Genomic DNA, 19770 nt, shown 5'->3' with positions numbered 1-19770 from the left:
TGTCGTTCCTGCGGGCAGTGAGGAGCCCCACCTTAATGGGTTTCTCTCTCGGACTTTGTCTTCGCTTCCCGGCTAGGCCGTGTCGCTCTGACCTGGAATAAGTTACGTGCTTGGAAACTCGGAGTCAAATCGCCTGGTCAGAGGCGGTTTCCGGAGCTTCAAGATCAACGCCGAACCTCAGCCGACCCGCTGCACGCCGGCGACATTCCGCTTCCCGCGGCGCACCACGAGCCAACGGCCGAACAGAAAGTCCGAATTGGCCGGCACCCATTCCTCGCTGGAGATCCGAACGTTGTTCACCGACACCCCGCCCTCGGCGATGGTCCGGCGTGCGGCGCCCTTACTGGCGGACAGTCCCGTCGCCACGAGGAGGTCGACGATTCCGTCCGGACCACCCGGGCGCAGCTCCGCCACCGAGGCCTCGGTCAACGCCGCCGCGAGCGTGGGTTCGTCCAGTTCGGTCAGTTCGCCCCGGCCGAACAGGGCCTGGCTGGCCAGTTCGACCGAGCGGGTCGCGGCCTCGCCGTGCACAAGCGTCGTCAACTCCTGGGCCAGACGCCGCTGCGCGGCACGTTCATGCGCACGTTCGGCGGTCGCAGTCTCCAGTTCAGCGATCTCGTCGCCCGTCAGGAACGTGAACCAGCGCAGGTACCCGATGACGTCGGCGTCCGCGGTGTTGACGAAGTACTGGTACCAGGAATAGGGGCTGGTCAGCTCCGGGTCCAGCCACAGATTGCCGCCGCCGGTGGACTTGCCGAACTTCTTGCCCTCGGAGTCCGTGACCAGCGGCGTGGTGAGCGCGTGCACCGTCGCACCCAGCTTCTGGCGCACCAGTCGGACGCCGGCGATGATGTTGCCCCACTGGTCGGAGCCGCCGACCTGCAGTGAGCAGCCGTGCCTGCGGTGCAGTTCCACGTAGTCGTTGGCCTGCAGCAGCATGTAGCTGAACTCGGTGTAGGAGATCCCCTCCCCCTCGAGTCGTCGCCGCACGGTGTCGCGGTCGAGCATCACGTTCACCGAGAAGTGCTTGCCGATGTCGCGCAGAAACTCGATCGCCGACAACTCCCCTGTCCAGGACAGGTTGTTCTCGACGACGGCACCGGTGGGCGAGTCGTCGAACTCCACGAAGCGCTCCAGCTGACCGCGGATCCGGCCTGCCCAGTCCGCGACGGTGTCGGCGGTCTGCATGGTGCGTTCACCACTGTCTCGGGGATCGCCGATCATGCCGGTCGCGCCACCGGCCAGCACGATGGGCCGATGTCCGGCCTGCTGGAACCGGCGCAGCGTCAGCAGCGGGACCAGGTGCCCAGCGTGCAGGCTCGGCGCGGTCGGATCGAAACCGGAATAGACCGTGACCGGCCCAGCGGCCAGCTGGTGGGCAAGGGTGTCACGCTCGGTGGACTGCGCGATGAGACCGCGCCAGTCCAGCTCATCGAGGATGGAGGCCATGCCTCGATCTTTCCGCACTCGTCGCGGGGTCAGTCGCTGAGGCCATGCGTGGGCGCGCGCGGGCTGCGCCGATAGGCCGAAACCTCCGGGTGTCCGGCCAGCCAGTACCGCCACGGCCGGTCGGCGGCCGAACTCACCCCGACGCGGGGTCCAGCGACGACCTCCGGCGCCGACCCGAGTTCCAGCCGGACCGGACTGGAAGGGTCAAGAAGATCGATCCCGTTGTCGGACAATAGGATTCCCAGCGCAGAACACAGATTTCCGGGGCCGCGGCCCAGCGCCCGGTCCGCAACCGGTCCCCGGCGGGTACGCGCGACCTCGACTCCCTCGGTGATCAGGCCGGCCCGCAGCAGCACCGCCGCGGCGGTGCCGTCGGGCCCGCACGAGACGTTGGCACACACGTGGATGCCATGGCTGCGGTAGGTGTAGAGCCGTCCGGCGGGGCCGAACATGACGTCGTTGCGCACCGTGGGACCGCGGTAGGAGTGCGCCGCCGGATCAGGCCAGGGGCCGTCGGGCGTGCCGCCGTAGGCCTCGACTTCGACGATCAGCGCCGCCGCGTCACGCCCCCAGAGGGTGGCGCCCACCAGCAGTCGTGCAGCCGTCTGCGGATCGCTGGCCAGGGCCTGGACGTTCACGGCCGACATTCTGCCCCTTGACCTCAGCCATGCGGCGGCGAAGCATCATCACATGGGTTCACCGCCTGGTGAATTATCCGCACCGGCCATCACGACCGACCGTCTCACCGTGATCCGAGGCCGTCGACCGGCCCTGCGTGATGTCTCCGTCGACATCGCCTGCGGCACCATCACAGGCCTCCTCGGCCCGTCAGGGTGCGGCAAGACGACGCTTATGCGCTGCATCGTCGGCACCCAGATCACCGCATCCGGCGCGGTCACCGTGCTCGGACTGCCCGCTGGGTCGCCAGCCCTGCGGCATCGAGTCGGCTACGTCACCCAGAATCCGACGGTCTACTCCGACCTGCGGGTTCTCGACAATGTCAGGTACTTCGCGGCGCTGTATGGCCGGCCGGCAGCGCGCGCCGGCGAAGTCATCGACGTGGTCGGCCTGCGCAGCCACGCCGACGACATCTGCGCCACCCTGTCGAGCGGCCAACTTAGTCGCGTCTCGCTGGCCTGCGCGCTTGTCGGCGATCCCGAACTGCTCGTGCTCGACGAACCGACGGTGGGCCTCGATCCTGTGCTGCGCGTCGACCTGTGGGAACAGTTCGACGCACTCGTTGGGCAGGGCACCACCCTGCTGGTCTCCAGCCACGTCATGGATGAAGCCGACCACTGTGCCGATCTGCTGCTCATGCGGGAGGGCCGCGTGCTGACCCAGACCACCCCCACCCGACTCCGAGAGGAGACTCGATGCGACTCATTGGAGCAGGCGTTCCTGTCGATCATCCGGCACAGCACCGACGACGGCCAGAACGCGGCGGGCTGACTCTGCGCCCCTACTTCGCCACGACAGCGCGGATCCTGCGCCAACTGGCCAACGACCATCGCAGTGTCGCGATGATCCTCATCGTCCCGGGCGCGGTGATCACGTTGATGTACTTCATGTTTCAGGACGCACCCGGGCCGCCGGGCGGTCTGTCGCCGTTCAACAATGCGTGCCTGATCCTGCTGGGACTGCTGCCGCTGGTGGTGATGTTCCTCATCACGTCGATCTCGATGCAGCGCGAGCGCGTGTCGGGCACCCTCGAACGCATCCTGACCACGCCGCTGCGCCGGATCGACCTGCTCGGCGGCTACGGCACAGCGTTCTCGCTCGCGGCTGCGGCCCAGGCGACCGTCGCCTGCCTGGTCGCGTTCTGGGCGTTGGGCCTGAGTACCGCGGGCAGCCCCGGCTGGGTGTTCCTGATCGCCATCATCAACGCCACCCTCGGCGTCGGCCTGGGCCTGTTGTGCAGCGCCTTCGCCCGCACCGAATTCCAGGCCGTGCAGTTCATGCCGCTGGTGATCGTCCCGCAACTGCTGCTGTGCGGCATCATCGTGCCGCGCGACACGATGCCCGGTTGGCTGCAGTGGGTCAGCGACCTGCTTCCCGCAACCTATGCACTGGAAGCGCTGCAGGAGGTCGCCCGACATCCGGCGCTGACCGCCACCGCGATCCGAGACATGGTGATCGTGGTCGGGTTCGCCGCGGTGGCGATGGCACTGGCCGCCGCGACCCTGCGACGACGGACGGCCTGACCGGCGTGACGCAGATCGACAGTCACAGACGGCGCGGACGTCCCGCGGGCACGTCAGACACCCGCGACCGCATCCTGCGCAGCGCTCGGGACCTGTTCGCGCGCGACGGCACCACCAACACCTCGATCCGCGCCATCGCGGCCGAGGCCGGGGTCGACCCGGCCCTCGTGCATCACTACTTCGGCACGAAGGCTCAGCTGATCGCCACGGCCATCGACATTCCGATCGACCCGGAACGGGTTCTGACGGTGCTGCGCGCCACCCCGGTCGAGAGTCTCGGGCACGCCGTGCCCGCGCTGATCCTGCCGCTGTGGGAATCCGACCTGGGCGCTCATCTCAAGGCGACCCTGCGCGCGGCGCTGGCTGGCGATCAGCAGTCGATCTTTGCCGGTTTTCTCCGGGAGGTGGTCCTCACCGGGATCGCGCCACGCATCGACGAACCGCCAGGATCAGGCATCGTCCGCGCGGAGTTCGCCGCCACCCAGATGTTGGGTGTGGTGATGGCGCGGTACATCTTCGAGTTGCAGCCCTTTGCCCGCGTGCCGATCGACCAGGTCATCGAGACCATCGCGCCAACCCTGCAGCGGTACCTCACGGGGGACATCGCCGCCGTCACGACCTAGGTGCCAGCCACCAACCGGGCGTGCTCCTCGTCGTCGACATCACGTGCCTCGTCGATCAACAACACCGGGATGTCGTCCTCGATGCGGTAGGCGCGGTGCAGTCGGGGGTTGTAGAGCACGTCCCCGGCGTGCACGAGCGGACCACGATCCTCGGGGCAGACCAGGATCTGCAGGAGTCGGTCGTCGAGCGACAACTCAGCGACCCGGGATCGGGAAGATCGGATCGTCCTGCTGCATGGGGTTGCCCGGAGCCCAGTTCGGGTTGGAGGTGACGCCGAGCTGGATCGGCGACTGACCGCCGGCGCCCGACATCTGCCGCTGCTGTTTGAGCTGGCTGTTGACCGCACCCTGCAGGGCCTCGATCAGGGGCGCCTGGTTGGCGTTGCGGTCCATCGCGGACTTGATGGCCTGGTAGTCGGCCGGCTTGGGCCTGTACCCCTGAGCGCGCAGTTGCAAGGAGGTGCGCAGCAGGTTGGCGACCTGTCCGGCGCCTGCTCCCGTGCTGTACTGCTGGGCGAGATCGTCGAGGACGTCCGCGTTGGCCGTTGCGGTGCCGAATCCCAGCGAACCCAGCGCGAGGGTCACCGCCATTCCGGCGCTGGCCACTCCGGCGACCGCCGCGCGGCGCAGGTGTGACGTCAACTTCTCAGTCATGCGATTCCTCCGAAGGGTGATGTGGGGAGCCTAACAGCGCTGTCGGCGCCCGGCACGGTCTCGTTACTGGCCACTCGCCAACTGCGAGCGGACCGAAGCGGTCAACCGCTTGAATTCCCCGCGCTCGGCATCGAGGTACCAGGCCTGCCGGCCAGCCTTCGGCACGCCCGCGGCCTTCAGGTCGTCCACCACGGGCCGGTACGTCACCGACAGCGGCAGATCCGCAACGACGTGGACGATGTCCGGGGCGAGGCCGACGGGCAGGTTCGTGAGCGCATTGGTGAGGTCGGCGGTGGTCACTGTGGCCCCGGGACGCAGGGTCACGGCCGTGACCGCAACCTGGGTGTCGCCGTCGCCCACCGACGCGCCGTAGGTGACAGCCAGATCGACCGCGCCGATCAGGCTCACGGCGTCCGTGATGGGTTCTGCGAACACCACGCCGCGTTCGGTGCGGATCACGCTGCCGCGGCCGCCGACCAGCCAGAAGTCGCCGTCGGCGTCGCGCCGGAACAGCGACTCAGTGGACACCCAGGTGTCGGCGGGTGCGAAGACGCCCCGTTTGACCGAGGCCGTCGGATCCACCGGGCCGCGCGGGCGAGCCAGCAGCACGCCCACCTCGTCGGTGCCCGCCACCTGGACGAAGCCGCGCTCGTCCTCCAGGATCAGGTCTCTGTCGGCGTCGTAGGCCGCCAGCTCGATCTGGCCGCCGCCCGGCAGTGGGCGGCCCTTGCTGCCGACCTTCGCACCCGAGACGTTCGCGAGCACGGCCTGCCCATCCGTGGTGGCGTAGAACTCCACGACGCGGGCCGGCGCGAACGCCTCCGTCACGCGCTGCCACAGGCCCGTGGGCATACCCGAGCCGATGAACACGCGCACCGGATGGTTGCCGTGCAGCGCGAAACCGGGATCGTCGATGACCTCGCGCAGCATGGTCCACGTGTACGACACCACGGTCACGCCGTAGCGCCGCACGTCCTGCACGAAGCGCTCCGGTTGCAGGCCACGCGACAACGCGATCCGCGCACCACCGACCACCGCGCCGCCCAGGGACACCAGCAGTCCCGACTGATGGTGCAGCGGGGTGAGGCAGTAGACGGTGTCGTTGCGGCCGATCGACGCGGTCGAGGCCGTGCCGAACGCCGACAGCGCCCACCTGAAGTTGGTGATCTGCTTGGCGACGAGCTTGCCGCTCGACGTGCTGAACGCGATGAACGCATGGTCGCGGGCCAGACCGGGGTTCGGCCGGTACCAGCCGGGCAGCTCGACCATGTCCGGGTCGATCTGCTCCATGTCGATGACGTCGGCGTCCTCGGCGAACTGCAGATCGCGCGATTCACCGCCGCCGAGCACGAGCACCTGCAGCGACAGCCTGCTGGCGGCCTCCAGATAGGTCGGATCGGTGAGGATCTCGGCCACACCACCCAGGCGCGCGGCCTCCTCGAGGTCACCGTCGGGCGGCATCAGCACCGCGACGGCACCCAGACGGGACAGCGCCGCGATCGCGACCAGCGCACTGGGCCGGGTCTCCATCAGCACACCGACGTGGTCGCCCTGGCGCACGCCGACGTTGATCAGACCGCGCACCACGTTGTTGATGCGGCGGTCGACGGCCTCGTACGTGTGCACGCGGCCGTCGAACAGCAGGAACTCGCCATCGGGCGCGCCGAGCGCCTGCTCGGAGATGATGCGTCCCAACGAGATTCGCGTGTGGTCGTTGATCTGCCCCAATCGGGCCAGACGGGGAAGGGTCCGGGCGGTCTCAACAGCCAACGTGCGCATTGACTTTCCGGCAGCACCCACCGCTCCGGCGGCGCCGCGCGCGAGCGACAGCGCCACCTCGGAGGCCTCCCCCACGCCGTGTGCGACGCGGGAGGCCAGCGCGACACCGGTGTCGGTCTCGCTGCGCACCGCGGGCTGATCCTCCATCGGGACGACGTTCGCCGGACGGGGGCCCTGACCCGCGTGCCACAGCACCCAGTCGGCCACGGTCGGCCAGGTGATCTCCGAGGCCTTCGAGCCGACCACCAGACCGAAATGACCGGCGCGAAGCATGGTCTCGTACACGTCGGCGTTGGGTGCGGCCTTGCGGATGCCGCGCACCGAGGCGGGCTGCCCGATGTCGTCGACCTCACCCACGAATGCCAGTACCGGGCAGGTGATGTCGGTCAGCGTCACCAGCTGTCCGTTGATCGCGAACCCGCCGCTCATCATGCGGTTGTGCGCGATGAACTGTTTGAGCAGTTCGGAGATAGCCGGCCCGGACCACGCGATCCAGCCCTCCGAGTCCAGGAACCGGCGCTGCTGCTCACGCGGCAGCAGTGCCTCGCGGTCGTGCAGTTGGCGCAGGAAGTCCAGTCGAGCCTTCGCGGTCTTGAGCGGATCCATCATCTGGAACCCGGTACGCGCCATCCAGCCCTGGATGTCGAGTCGGTTGAAGACGTGGTCGGCCATGAAGTCCGCGGCCAGCGCTCCGAGGTTGGGCGGGATGCCCATCGGCAGCGCGGCGAGGGTGTCGACGGGGGAACCGAACGCGATGATGCTGGCGACGTCCTTGGACCGGCGGTAGGCCACCGTCTGGTAGCAGAACATGCCGCCCTGCGAGTAGCCGGCGACGTGCACGTCCTTGCCGGTGATCTTCTTGACGGTGTCGATCGCCTCGTTGAGGGCCTCGAGATGGTCGGCCAGCGTGCGCCGCATGCCGCCCTCGACCTTGTCGGGCTCCCCGAAGTCGATCACCCACGGATCCAGACCCGCGACGTGCAGGATGCCCACGGCGCCGTCCTCACGGGTGACGTCCCACATGTCCGCCGACATCATCATGGGGTGCACCATCAGCACCGGTTCACCGACGTGACTGTGGCCGGGACGGCTGTCCGGCGGAAAGTACCGACGCAGCTTGTACATCGGGACGCTCTCGACGATCTGGTACGGCGACGGCTGGCTGCCCGTTTCGAGCCCTCCGAGGCGAAGCACCTCCAGCCCGTTCTGGGCGGTCGCGATCAGGCGCTCGACCGGTTTGGTCACCGCTGACAGATTCAATTCCACCCGCTGCTCCCCTGCACTTGGTCGTATGCCCCGACAGGCCTGCACATTCTGGCACACCGCGTTGTCAGGTCCAGCGAATCGCGACGACAGGGTGCCACCGGCTAACGTCGGCGGCGATGGCACATCTACTCGGCGCCGAAGGCCTGCATCTGCAGTATCCAAACAAGGTCGTCTTCGACTCCGTCTCACTGGGAATCGACGACGGCGACCGGATCGGCATCGTCGGCCGCAACGGCGACGGCAAGTCCAGCCTCATGGGCATGCTCACCGGCGCGGTGACCCCGCACGGTGGCCGCGTGACGCGCCGGTCCGGGCTGCGCGTGGGCGCGCTGGAACAGGCCGACATCCTCGGTGACGACGACGCCGTCGGCCACGTGCTCGTCGGCGACACCCCAGAACACGAGTGGGCCGGAAACCCTCGCGTCCGAGACGTCACCGCGGGGTTGGTCGCCGACATCGACTGGACGGCCAAGGTCTCGACGCTGTCGGGCGGGCAGCGCCGTCGTGTCCAATTGGCCGCGCTGCTGATCAACGACTGGGACGTCATCGCGCTCGATGAGCCCACCAACCACCTCGACGTCGAGGGCATCACCTGGCTGGCCGCCCATCTGCAGACCCGGTGGGCCCGCAACACCGGCGGACTGCTGCTCGTGACGCACGACCGCTGGTTCCTCGACGAGGTCGCGACCGTCACGTGGGAGGTCCACGACGGCATCGTCGAGCCCTTCGACGGCGGCTACGCGGCCTATGTGCTGCAGCGCGTCGAACGCGATCGGATCGCCGCCGCGACCGAGGTCAAGCGGCAGAACCTGATGCGCAAGGAACTCGCCTGGCTGCGCCGCGGGGCACCCGCGCGCACGTCCAAGCCCAAATTCCGCATCGACGCCGCCAACGCGCTGATCTCCGATGTCCCGCCGATCCGCAACAACGTCGAACTCGCGAAGCTCGCCACGGCACGGCTGGGCAAGGACGTCATCGACCTGCTCGACGTCTCGGTGTCGTTCGACGGGCGCCCGATTCTCCAGGATGTGGAGTGGCGCATCGGGCCCGGTGAGCGGACCGGCATCGTGGGGGCCAACGGGGCGGGCAAGTCGACCCTGCTGGGTCTGATCGCCGGGACCGTGACGCCGGACTCCGGACGCGTCAAGCGCGGCAAGACCGTGCAGTTGGCCATGCTGGACCAGCAGGCCGGGATCCTCGCCGAGTTCGAGGGTGACCTGGTCCGCGAGGTGGTCGGCCGGCTGCAGACCAGCTACATGGTGGATGGCCGGGAGATGACGCCCACCCAGCTTCTGGAACGGCTGGGTTTTGCCCGCGACCAGTTGTCGACCAGGGTGTCCGACCTCTCCGGTGGTCAGCGACGCCGGCTGCAGTTGATGCTGACGCTGCTGGCCGAACCGAACGTTCTGGTTCTCGACGAGCCCACCAACGATGTCGACACCGACATGCTGACCGCGACCGAGGACCTGCTGGACTCCTGGCCCGGCACGTTGATCGTCGTCTCCCACGACCGGTATCTGCTCGAACGCGTCACCGATCAGCAGTACGCGATCCTCGACGGACACCTGCGGCATCTGCCGGGCGGCGTTGACGAGTACCTGACGCTGGCCGGCCGGCGACCCGAGGCACTGACCTCACGCACCGAACCAGTTGCTGCACAGGGCCTTTCGGGGGCTCAGCAACGTGCGGTCGAAAAGGAGATCACCTCGATCGACCGGTCGCTGGCGAAGCTGTCGGATCGGATCGCGGCCAAACATCAGCAGTTGGCCGATTACGACCAGTCCGACCATGTCGGGCTGGGCAAGCTCACGGCAGAACTGCGCGAACTCGAGGATCAGGTCACCGAGCTGGAGTCCCGGTGGATGGAGTTGTCCGAACAGCTTGAGCAGGCTTAGGCCAACACTCGATCCAGGAACGCGATCTGCTCGGCGAGCACCACGGCCCGCAGTTCCTCACGGTAGAAGTCGAAATGTGTGGCGTCGTATCGCCTCAGCTGTCCGTGGGGCGCGCGCTCGGCCAACACGTCTGTACTCTCCGACGTCGCCTGGACGTCGTCGGTGCCGGCACACACCAGCACTGGGCACGCGACGTGCGACGCCACGGTGTCGGGTCGGTAGCGCATCATGTCCAGCAGCGCTCGCGGCGCGGCCTCGTTGCGCCAGGTCGGACTCGCCATACCGGCGATCACGTCCTGCGCGTCGTCGCCGGTCATGACCGCCAACTCCCCCGTCGCGCCCACCAGCGGGATGCGGTGCGGTGGAAGGTGGAGCCTGCCGCGGAGCCAGTCGTCTGACAGGACCGCCAGCATTCGCAGTGTCCCGAGGGCGGACCGGCCTTCGACCCGACGCGGGAAGCCGTTGAACGGCACCTGGGCGATGACCGCGATGATCCCCGGGTCCCCGGCCGCCGAGAAGATCACGTGCGCACCACCAAGTGAGGTGCCCCACAGGATGATTGCCGCCGGATCGACGGTGTCGAGTTCACGGGCGAACGCCACCGCCGCCGCAATGTCGGCGCGTTGCCCGCTGAGATCCACGACCTGCCGCGGCGTGCCGTCGCTGAGGCCGAAGCTGCGGTAGTCGAATGTCAACGCGTGATAGCCGGCGACCGCGAAGCCGTGCGCCGCGGCCATCAACGCCGGGGTGTCCTGCGTGCCACCGAATCCGGGGCACAGGACGACACAGGGTCCTGGCTCGCGCGCCGCACGGTGGAGATGGCCGACGCAGCGCACGCCGCCCGAGTCGAAGGTGACCGCTTCGGCCATACGGCCACGCTACGCGTCGTCGAACTCCGCGGCGGACACCGTCCGCAGGATCACGGCCTGGCGCACCAGGAATCCGCGCTCGTCGAGCTTCTTTCGACGCAGCCAGCCCGTCACCTCGGCGTTGCACTTGCTGGCATTGCAGGAACCGCACGCGGGCACGACGTTGTCGAGCGTGTATCGGCCGCCGCGGGAGATCGCGAGCATGCAGTCCTTCTGCAGGTCCGCATCGGCCGCACCGCAGTAGGCGCAACCGCCCCAGGCCTGCTTGAGCGCGGCCCACTGCTGCGGCGTCAGGTCGTGGTCGACCTTGGCCATACGGCGTTTTCGGCGTCGGGCGTAGACCGCGGCCCGACTGCGGGGTGGCATGCGGAGAAGCCTAAGGCCGCAACGGCCGTGTCGGGGTCAGCGACTCAGCCGGATGCGAAGTTCCTCCGTCGCGGCGCGCACCACACCGAGCTGCCTGGCCACCTGCACGGGCGCAGTGCCACCGCGCGCGTTGCGCGAGTTCACCGACCCCTCGACGGTCAGGACTTCGCGCACCTGCGGGGTGAGTGCGGGATTGATGGCCGCGAACTCGTCGTCGGTGAGCTCGTCGAGTCCCACGAGGCGTTCTTCGGCGACCTTCACCGCCGCGCCGGCCGCTTCATGCGCGACGCGGAACGGAACACCTTGGCGCACCAGCCATTCGGCGATATCGGTGGCCAGCGTGAAGCCGGCCGGGGCCAGTTCGGCCATCCGGGCCTCGTCGAAGGTCAAGGTGGCCACCAGGCCGGCCATCGCGGGCAGCAGCAGCTCAAGCTGGGCCACGGAGTCGAACAGCGGCTCCTTGTCCTCCTGCAGGTCCCGGTTGTAGGCCAGGGGCTGCGCCTTGAGGGTTGCCAGCAGGCCGGTGAGGTTGCCGATCAGCCGGCCGGACTTACCGCGCGCCAGCTCGGCGATGTCGGGATTCTTCTTCTGCGGCATGATCGAACTGCCGGTCGACCACGAATCGTGAAGCGTGACGTACCCGAATTCGGTGGAGCTCCACAGGATGATGTCCTCGGCCAGCCGGGACAGGTCCACGCCGATCTGCGCGAAGACGAACGCGGCCTCGGCGGCGAAATCCCGTGCCGCGGTGGCATCGACGGAGTTGTCCGCCGCAGACGCGAAGCCGAGGTCGGCCGCGATCGCGTCGGGGTCCAGCCCCAGCGAGGAGCCGGCCAGCGCGCCGGACCCGTACGGCGACACCGCGGTGCGATCGTCGAAGTCGGCGATGCGGTCGACGTCGCGCAGCAGCGGGTGGGCGTGCGCGAGCAGATGATGCGCGAGCAGGATCGGCTGCGCCGACTGCAGGTGCGTCTTGCCCGGCATGATCGCGGTGGGGTGCGCGGCGGCCTGCGTGGCCAGGGCACCCACCACCTCGAGGACACCGTCGGCGACGCGACGCACGGCGTCACGCAGCCACATCCGGAACAGCGTGGCCACCTGGTCGTTGCGGGACCGTCCGGCCCGCAGGCGGCCGCCGAGGTCGGGCCCGACCCGGTCGATCAGGCCGCGCTCGAGCGCGCCGTGCACGTCCTCGTCGGTCGGGATGGGCCCGAAGCTGCCGTCGGCGAGGTCCTGACCCAGGCTGTCGAGGCCCGCGAGCAGGCCGTCGCGCTGCTCATCGGTCAGCAGTCCGGCCGCGTGCAGCACCTTGGCGTGCGCCTTGGACGCCGTGATGTCGTACGGCGCCAGCGCCCAGTCGAAATGCGTCGACTTGCTGAGTGCGGCCAGCGCCGCCGAGGGGCCGTCGGCAAAGCGGCCGCCCCACAGCGCGCCCTCGTTGGTGCTCACAACTTCTCCCCGACAGTCCGCTTTTGCACAGTCTTCCCGGCGTGCCTGAGTACAGACACGCCCGCTCGCGGGGAAAAGTCGGGGGTCATGACAGGCCCAGGTCGCGCTTGGCCGAGATCTTGCTGCTCAACCCGTGCACGTGCACGAATCCCTTGGCCGACGACTGGTCGAAGGAGTCGCCCTCGTCGTAGGTGGCCAGGTTGAAGTCGTACAGCGAGGTCGGGCTGCGCCGGCCGTTGACGGCGATGTGCCCGCCGTGCAGCACCAGCCGGATCTCACCGGTCACGTGCTCCTGCGTGTGCGCGACGAAGCTCTCCAGCGCCCGCTTCAGCGGCGAGAACCACAGGCCGTCGTACACCAGCTCGCCCCACTTCTGGTCGGTGTTCCGCTTGAAGCGGCCCAGCTCGCGCTCCAGGGTGACGTGCTCGAGTTCGGTGTGCGCGGTGATCAGCACCATCGCGCCCGGCGCCTCGTAGATCTCGCGGCTCTTGATGCCGACCAGACGATCCTCGACGACGTCGAGGCGGCCGACGCCCTGCGCACCGGCGCGCCGGTTGAGTTCGATGATGGCCTCGAGCACCGTGACGGGTCGGCCGTCGATCGAGACCGGCACACCCTTCTCGAAGCCCACGATCACCTCGTCGGGGGTGCTCCAGTTGATCGTCGGGTCCTCGGTGTAGTCGTAGACGTCCTTGGTGGGCGCGTTCCACAGGTGCTCGAGGAAGCCGGTTTCGACGGCACGGCCCCAGACGTTCTGGTCGATCGAGAACGGTGAGCGCTTGGTGACGTTGATCGGGATGGCGTTCTCCTCGGCGAACGCGATGGCCTTCTCACGGGTCCAGGCGTAGTCGCGGACCGGGGCCAGCACCTCGAGGTCGGGAGCCAGCGAGGCGAAGCCGACCTCGAAGCGGACCTGGTCGTTGCCCTTGCCGGTGCAGCCGTGCGCGACGATGCCGCCGCCGTGCTCACGGGCCGCCTTGACCAGATGCTTGACGATCAGCGGGCGGCTGATCGCCGAGACCAGCGGGTAGCGGTCCATGTAGAGGGCGTTGGACTGAATGGTCGGCAGGCAGTAGTCGTTGGCGAACTCATCGCGCGCGTCGACCACGACGGCCTCCACGGCGCCGCAGTCCAGCGCACGCTGACGCACGATCTCCATGTCCTCGCCGCCCTGGCCGAGGTCTATCGCGACAGCAACCACTTCGCGGCCGGTCTCCTTGCCGATCCAGCTGATCGCCACGGACGTGTCCAGACCGCCGGAATACGCGAGGATGACGCGCTCGGACATGGGTTGATCTCCTTTATTTCTACGGGTCTACTGCAGGTTCTCGAAGGTGTCGGCGAGCTCGGCACCAGTCATGGGCTCTCGCGCGACCACCAGGATCGTGTCGTCTCCGGCCACCGTGCCCACAACGTACGGCAACGACGCACGATCGATTGCGCTGGCCAGATAGTGCGCAGCACCCGGCGGTGTGCGCAGCACCGCCAGGTTGCCGCTGGAGTCCGTGGACACCAGCAGGTCGTTGAGCAGCCGAACGACGCGTTCGGTGCCGCCGGACACGCCACGCACGGGGCTGCCGTCCTCGGGGACGACGTAGGCGCCGCTGCCGCCGTCGGCGCCGCGGAGTTTCACCGCGCCGAGTTCCTCGAGGTCACGCGACAGCGTCGCCTGGGTGACCTCGATGCCTTCGGCGGCCAGCAGCGCGGCCAGTTCGCCCTGGCTGCGCACCGCCTGTGCGGACAGCAGCGCGACGATCCGCGACTGCCGCCCCGCCCGGGTGGCGGCCACCTCGGGTGCGGACTTGGGGCCGGCTGTCATTGTGAGTGCTCCAGGAGCCACACCAGGAGCGCCTTCTGGGCGTGCAGTCGGTTCTCGGCCTCGTCCCACACCGCGCTCTGCGGACCGTCGATCACGTCGTCGGTGATCTCATGCCCGCGGTGCGCCGGGAGGCAGTGCAGCACGATGGCCTCCGGGTCGGCGTAGCCGAGCAGCGTGTCGTTGATCTGGAACGGGCGGAAAGGCCGCACGCGGTCCAGGCCGTCGTTCTCCTGGCCCATCGAGGTCCAGGTGTCGGTGACCAGCACATCGGCCCCGTCGGCGCCCGCGCGCGCGTCGGTGGTCAGCGCCACCGATCCCCCGGTCTCCGAGGCGCGTCGCTGCGCCGCGTCGACGAACTGCGGGTCCGGGTCGAAGCCGACGGGTGCGGCGATCGTGACGTGCAGTCCCGCGGTGACCCCGCCGAGCATCAGCGAGTGGGCCATGTTGTTGGCGCCATCACCGAGGTAGGTCATCTTCAGGCCCGCGAGCCTGCCGCGGCGCTCGGCCAGGGTCTGCAGATCGGCCAGCACCTGGCACGGGTGGAACTCGTCGGACAGCGCGTTGACGATCGGCACGGTCGATCCCGAGGCCATCGCGGTCAGGCGTTCCTGCGCGAAGGTGCGCCATACGATGGCGTCGACGTAGCGCGACAGCACCTGGCCGGTGTCCTCGAGCGTCTCCTCGCGACCCAGCTGGGTGCTGCGTCCGTCGACAACGATCGCGTGCCCACCCAGCTGCGCGATGCCCATCTCGAACGAGAACCGGGTGCGCGTGGAGTTCTTCTCGAAGATCACCGCAACCCCGCGCGGCCCCTCCAGTGGGCGACGGCTGAACGGCGCGGCCTTGAGATCGGCGGCCAGCTTGAGGACTTCGGCCTGCTCGTCGGGCGTCAGGTCGTCGTCCCGCAGGAAGTGCCGAACACCGGTCTTCACAAGAGTTCCCGTCATGACGCCTCCACTGCGCTGTCGAGCACGCCGGGCAGTGCGCCGACGAACTGGTCGATCTGGTTGTCGCTGATGATCAGGGGCGGGGCCAGCCGCACGACGTCGGGCGCCGCGGCGTTGACCAGGAAGCCGGCCTCGCGGGCCGCGGTCTCCACAGCCTTGGCCTTGGCGTCGGTCAGTACCACGCCGAGCAGCAGGCCGCGGCCCCGAACATGGCTCACCAGTGGATGATTCAACGACTCGATGCCGTGGCTCAACGTCTTGCCCAGCACGTCGGTCCGCGTGATGAGGTCGTCGGCGGCCAGGGTGCGCAGCACTGCCAGCGCGGCCGCCGTGCACACCGGGTTGCCGCCGAAGGTGCTGCCGTGCAGCCCGGGGGTCATCAGGTCGGCCGCCGCGCCGATGCCGATGCAGGCACCGATCGGCAGGCCGCCGCCCAGGCCCTTGGCCAGGGTGATGACGTCGGGCGTGATGCCGTCATGCTGATGCGCGAAAAACGCGCCGGTGCGCCCGATTCCGGTCTGCACCTCGTCCAGCACCAGCAGGGCACCGTGCTTGGCCGTGATCTCTCGGGCCGCCGCGAGGTAGCCCGCGGGTGGGACGACGACGCCGCCCTCCCCCATGATCGGTTCGAGGAACACCGCGGCCGTCGTGTCGGTGACCGCGGCGGCCAGGGCGGCGGCATCGCCGTAGGGCACATGGGTGACGTTGCCGGGCAGCGGTTCGAACGGTTGCCTCTTGCTGGGCTGACCGGTGAGCGCGAGCGAGCCCATGGTGCGGCCGTGGAATCCGCCCTGGGCGGCCACGAGGTCGGTGCGGCCGGTCAACCGGGTGATCTTGAAGGCGACCTCGTTGGCCTCGGTGCCGGAGTTGCAGAAGAACACCCGCGCCTGCTGCTCGCCATCAAGGTGGCCGACCAGGGCCTCGGCCAGCGCGATGCCGGGTTCCGTGGCGTACAGGTTGGACGTGTGCCCCAGCGTGTTCAGTTGGCTGGTGACGGCCTCGATCACGGCGGGGTGCCGGTGGCCGAGCAGGTTGACCGCGATGCCGCCGAGCAGGTCCAGGTAGGTCTTGCCGTCCGGGTCGGTGACGACCGCACCGTCACCGCTGGCCAGCGCCAGCGGCGGGGTGCCGTAGTTGTCCATCATCACGGCCGACCAACGTTGTTGCAGCGTCTTGTTTTCCGTCATGACTGTGCCCCCTCGGCGACCACTTTGGTACCCGTTCCCTCATCGGTGAACAGCTCCACGAGCACGCAGTGCTCGACCCGACCGTCGATGACATGTGCACTCGGCACGCCGCCGGTGACGGCCCGCAGGCACGCCTCGATCTTGGGCACCATCCCGGTCTCGAGTTTCGGCAGCAGTTGCGTCAGCGCGGCGGTGTCGATCTCGGTGACCAGCGAATCCCGGTTGGGCCAGTCGGTGTAGAGGCCTTCGACGTCGGTGAGCATCAGCAGCTTCTCGGCGCCCAGCGCCTCCGCCACAGCAGCGGCAGCGGTGTCGGCGTTGATGTTGTGCACCACGCCGTCGGCGTCGGGGGCGATCGTGGAGATCACCGGGATCCGGCCCGCGGCAATGAGATCCAGGACCGCGCCGGTCTCGACCTTGTCGACGTCACCCACCAGGCCGATGTCGGTGGACACGCCGTCGACCATGACGCTGCGCCGCACGGCGGTGAACAGGTGGGCGTCCTCACCGGTGATGCCGACCGCGTACGGGCCGTGAGCGTTGATCAGGTTCACCAGTTCGCGCCCAACCTGACCGAACAGGACCATGCGGGCGACGTCGAGCACCTCGGGGGTGGTGACCCGGAAGCCGCCCTTGAAATCGCCTTCGATGCCCAGTCTCTTGAGCATCGCGCTGATCTGGGGGCCGCCGCCGTGCACGACGACGGGGTGGATGCCGCAGTTGCGCAGGAACACCATGTCGGCGGCGAACGCGGCCTTCAGGGTGTCGTCGGTCATGGCGTTGCCGCCGTACTTGACCACGACGATCTTGCCGTGCAACTGCTTGAGCCACGGCAGCGCCGCGGCCAGCACCTGCGCCTTGGTCTGGGTGGAGGCGCTCATGAGCTGTACGCCGAGTTCTCTTCGACGTACGCGTGGGACAGGTCGGTGGTGCGGATCGTGGCGCTGGCCTCACCGAGGCCGAGGTCGACCTCCACCGCGATATCGGGTCCGGACAGGTCGACGTCGCGCGCGCCCGGGGCGCCGGCACCATCGATGCACACCGGGGAACCGTTGAACGACACCGTGATCCGGTTGTGTTCGATCGGGAACGGCACCATGCCGACGGCGGCCAGGACACGGCCCCAGTTGGGGTCGGACCCGAACAGCGCGGTCTTGACCAGGCTGTCGCGCGCGATGACGCGGGCCGCGGTCACGGCGTCGTCCTCGCTGTGCGCTCCCGCGACGGTGATCAGGACCCGCTTGGTCACGCCCTCGGCGTCGGCCTGCATCTGCGCGCACAGGTCATCACAGACCTGCCGCACCGCCGCGTCGAGTTCGTCCTGGCTGGGCCGGACACCGCTGGCACCCGAGGACAGCAGCAGCACGGTGTCGTTGGTGGAGCAGCTGCCGTCGATGTCGAGGCGGTCGAAGGTCTTGGCAGCGGCCGAGCGCAGTGCGAGGTTGAGTGCCTCGGCGTCGGCGACGGCGTCGGTGGTGAGCACCACCAACATGGTGGCCAACGACGGTGCGAGCATGCCCGCCCCCTTGGCCATGCCGCCGACTGTCCACTTGTCCCTGTGGTGCAGCGCAGTCTGTTTGGGCGTGGTGTCGGTGGTCATGATGGCCCGCGCGGCCTCGTCGCCACCGGACAGGCCACCGGCCATCTCGTGCACGATCTCGGTCACACCGGCACGCAGCCTGTCCATCGGCAGCCGATCCCCGATCAGGCCCGTCGAGCAGACGGCGACCTCGACCGCACCGGTCTCGGTGCCCCAGTGCGACAGGGCCTCGGCCAGCGCCTCGGCGGTGGCGTGGGTGTCCTGGAAGCCACCCGGGCCGGTGCACGCGTTGGCGCCGCCGGAGTTCAGGATCACCGCGCGAAGGCGTCCGGTGGTGAGCACCTGCTGGCTCCACAGCACCGGGGCGGCTTTCACCTGATTGCGGGTGAACACGCCGGCCGCGACGTGATCGGGCCCCTCGTTGAGCACCAGAGCGAGGTCCAGGGCTCCGGACTTCTTGATCCCGGCGGCCACTCCGGCCGCACGGAAACCCGCGGGCGCGGTCACGCCCTGGGTCCGCACCAACCGGGTCTCATCGGCCGATGTGCTGGACAGTTCGGTCACGGTGCCACTCCCACAGTCGACAGTCCTTCGGTCTCGGGCCAACCCAACGCAAGGTTCATCGACTGCACGGCGGCGCCGCCGGTGCCCTTGGTCAGGTTGTCGATGGCGCACACCGCGACGAAGGTCCGGGCGTCCTCGTCGACGGCGATCGCGATCTGGGCGGCGTTGCTCCCGAGCACCGATCCGGTGCGCGGCAGCTGCCCCTCGGGCAGCAGATGAATGAAAGGCTCGTCGGCATAGGCCTTCTCGTAGACCTCACGCAGCTGCGACACGGTCGCGGTGGTGGGCGCGGTGCAGGTGGCCAGGATGCCGCGCGAGGTCGGGATCAGCACGGGTGTGAACGACACCGTGACATCGCGATCGGTCACGCGCCGCAGGCCCTGCGCGATCTCCGGGGTGTGCCGGTGCACGCCGCCGATGTTGTAGGCCCGCGCCGAACCGATGATCTCGGCTCCAAGGAGGTCGACCTTGGCCGACTTGCCCGCGCCCGAGGTGCCGCTGACCGCGACGACCGTGACGGCGGGTTCGACCAGTCCGGACGCGACGGCGGGCAGCAGCGCGAGCAGAGCGGAGGTGGGATAGCAGCCCGGCACCGCGACCCGCTTGGTGCCCTGCAGCGCCTCACGCCCGCCGGGCAGTTCGGGCAGCCCGTAGGGCCAACTGCCGGCGTGCGGGGAACCGTAGAACCGCTCCCAGGCCGCGGCGTCGGTGAGCCGGAAGTCGGCACCACAGTCGATCACGAGCGTGTCGGGGCCGAGTTGTTCGGCGATCTCGGCGGAGTGCCCGTGCGGCAGCGCCAGGAACACCACGTCATGCCCGCGCAGCGTGTCGATGTCGGTCGGGTCCAGCACACGCTGGGCCAGCGGCAGCAGATGCGGGTGATGCTCGCCGATGGCGGTGCCCGCACTCGCGGCGGCTGTCAGCGCACCGATCTGAAGGCGGCCGTCGCCGTATGCCGGATGCCCCAGCAGCAGTCGAAGGATCTCGCCGCCCGCGTATCCACTTGCGCCCGCCAGCGCCACCGAAACCATGTTCTAAATCTTTTCACCCGTGTGCATAAATATGCAAATCTATTCTGGGTTGGCGGCTGACCTCACACGCCCGCGCCTCCGCCGGACTCCACTCTTCTCCGCCGAGACTGCGGTGACTACGACCATCACGC

At 68.8% G+C, this 19770-nt stretch carries 19 protein-coding genes; 4 read left to right on the top strand and 15 right to left on the bottom strand.

Annotated features, from left to right (window positions below):
- Positions 1-177: 177 nt before the first annotated feature.
- A complete protein-coding gene (gene tyrS / locus G6N34_RS09765) occupies positions 178-1449 on the bottom strand; it encodes a tyrosine--tRNA ligase (protein ID WP_085150646.1) in 1272 nt (423 codons plus the stop codon).
- 29 nt (positions 1450-1478) lie between these two features.
- Positions 1479-2087 (bottom strand): DNA-3-methyladenine glycosylase, encoded by a 609-nt coding sequence (locus tag G6N34_RS09760; protein ID WP_085150666.1) that lies wholly within the window; start codon positions 2085-2087, stop codon positions 1479-1481.
- 52 nt (positions 2088-2139) lie between these two features.
- On the opposite strand from G6N34_RS09760, the gene G6N34_RS09755 reads away from it, so the two are divergent.
- The 3 genes from G6N34_RS09755 to G6N34_RS09745 are packed head-to-tail and all read left to right on the top strand — an operon-like array spanning position 2140 to position 4273.
- The gene (locus G6N34_RS09755; RefSeq protein ID WP_085150644.1) at positions 2140-2898 is read left to right on the top strand and encodes an ABC transporter ATP-binding protein; all 759 of its coding nucleotides are present in this window, start codon (positions 2140-2142) and stop codon (positions 2896-2898) included.
- Between the two features lie 2 nt (positions 2899-2900).
- Positions 2901-3650: an ABC transporter permease gene (locus G6N34_RS09750; RefSeq protein ID WP_407663265.1), complete on the top strand. Its 750-nt coding sequence runs from the start codon at positions 2901-2903 to the stop codon at positions 3648-3650.
- A 5-nt stretch (positions 3651-3655) separates the two neighbouring features.
- Positions 3656-4273: a TetR/AcrR family transcriptional regulator gene (locus G6N34_RS09745; protein ID WP_085150640.1), complete on the top strand. Its 618-nt coding sequence runs from the start codon at positions 3656-3658 to the stop codon at positions 4271-4273.
- On the opposite strand, the gene G6N34_RS09740 is transcribed toward G6N34_RS09745, so the two are convergent.
- From G6N34_RS09740 to G6N34_RS09730, 3 genes are all read right to left on the bottom strand, one after another.
- Complete coding sequence (locus tag G6N34_RS09740; protein ID WP_085150638.1) at positions 4270-4467, bottom strand: Trm112 family protein; 198 nt, start codon at positions 4465-4467, stop codon at positions 4270-4272. The genes G6N34_RS09745 and G6N34_RS09740 overlap by 4 nt on opposite strands.
- A 1-nt stretch (position 4468) precedes the next feature.
- Entirely contained in the window at positions 4469-4927 is a 459-nt protein-coding gene (locus G6N34_RS09735; protein ID WP_085150636.1) for a hypothetical protein, read from the bottom strand.
- 63 nt (positions 4928-4990) lie between these two features.
- Positions 4991-7972: an acyl-CoA synthetase gene (locus tag G6N34_RS09730; protein WP_085150634.1), complete on the bottom strand. Its 2982-nt coding sequence runs from the start codon at positions 7970-7972 to the stop codon at positions 4991-4993.
- A gap of 116 nt (positions 7973-8088) precedes the next feature.
- Between G6N34_RS09730 and G6N34_RS09725 the strand changes: the two genes are divergently transcribed.
- Complete coding sequence (locus tag G6N34_RS09725) at positions 8089-9867, top strand: ABC-F family ATP-binding cassette domain-containing protein (RefSeq protein ID WP_085150633.1); 1779 nt, start codon at positions 8089-8091, stop codon at positions 9865-9867.
- On the opposite strand, the gene G6N34_RS09720 is transcribed toward G6N34_RS09725, so the two are convergent.
- The 10 genes from G6N34_RS09720 to argC all read right to left on the bottom strand — a co-directional run bounded on the left by G6N34_RS09720 (position 9864) and on the right by argC (position 19639).
- Complete coding sequence (locus tag G6N34_RS09720) at positions 9864-10736, bottom strand: alpha/beta hydrolase (protein ID WP_085150631.1); 873 nt, start codon at positions 10734-10736, stop codon at positions 9864-9866. The genes G6N34_RS09725 and G6N34_RS09720 overlap by 4 nt on opposite strands.
- A 9-nt stretch (positions 10737-10745) precedes the next feature.
- Complete coding sequence (locus tag G6N34_RS09715; protein ID WP_085150629.1) at positions 10746-11102, bottom strand: HNH endonuclease; 357 nt, start codon at positions 11100-11102, stop codon at positions 10746-10748.
- A 36-nt stretch (positions 11103-11138) separates the two neighbouring features.
- On the bottom strand, positions 11139-12551 hold the full coding sequence (argH, locus tag G6N34_RS09710) for an argininosuccinate lyase (protein ID WP_085150627.1): 1413 nt from the start codon (positions 12549-12551) through the stop codon (positions 11139-11141).
- An 85-nt stretch (positions 12552-12636) separates the two neighbouring features.
- The gene (locus tag G6N34_RS09705; protein ID WP_085150625.1) at positions 12637-13839 is read right to left on the bottom strand and encodes an argininosuccinate synthase; all 1203 of its coding nucleotides are present in this window, start codon (positions 13837-13839) and stop codon (positions 12637-12639) included.
- Between the two features lie 27 nt (positions 13840-13866).
- Positions 13867-14370, bottom strand: a complete 504-nt coding sequence (locus tag G6N34_RS09700) for an arginine repressor (protein WP_085150623.1) — start codon at positions 14368-14370, stop codon at positions 13867-13869.
- The gene (argF, locus tag G6N34_RS09695; RefSeq protein ID WP_085150621.1) at positions 14367-15317 is read right to left on the bottom strand and encodes an ornithine carbamoyltransferase; all 951 of its coding nucleotides are present in this window, start codon (positions 15315-15317) and stop codon (positions 14367-14369) included. The genes G6N34_RS09700 and argF overlap by 4 nt, the downstream gene beginning before the upstream one ends.
- Positions 15314-16504, bottom strand: a complete 1191-nt coding sequence (locus G6N34_RS09690; protein ID WP_085150619.1) for an acetylornithine transaminase — start codon at positions 16502-16504, stop codon at positions 15314-15316. The genes argF and G6N34_RS09690 overlap by 4 nt, the downstream gene beginning before the upstream one ends.
- Positions 16501-17385 (bottom strand): acetylglutamate kinase, encoded by an 885-nt coding sequence (gene argB, locus G6N34_RS09685; protein WP_085150617.1) that lies wholly within the window; start codon positions 17383-17385, stop codon positions 16501-16503. Before argB ends, G6N34_RS09690 begins: the two co-directional genes overlap by 4 nt.
- Entirely contained in the window at positions 17382-18608 is a 1227-nt protein-coding gene (gene argJ / locus G6N34_RS09680) for a bifunctional glutamate N-acetyltransferase/amino-acid acetyltransferase ArgJ (protein WP_085150615.1), read from the bottom strand. The genes argB and argJ overlap by 4 nt, the downstream gene beginning before the upstream one ends.
- On the bottom strand, positions 18605-19639 hold the full coding sequence (gene argC / locus G6N34_RS09675; protein ID WP_085150613.1) for an N-acetyl-gamma-glutamyl-phosphate reductase: 1035 nt from the start codon (positions 19637-19639) through the stop codon (positions 18605-18607). The genes argJ and argC overlap by 4 nt, the downstream gene beginning before the upstream one ends.
- Between the last annotated feature and the right edge of the window lie 131 nt (positions 19640-19770).

Origin of the sequence: Mycolicibacterium confluentis (assembly GCF_010729895.1) — a bacterium.
GTDB classification, from domain to species: Bacteria; Actinomycetota; Actinomycetes; order Mycobacteriales; family Mycobacteriaceae; genus Mycobacterium; species Mycobacterium confluentis.
Note: the sequence above shows the minus strand (reverse complement) of the source record. Positions and strands in the feature narration are given on the sequence as shown.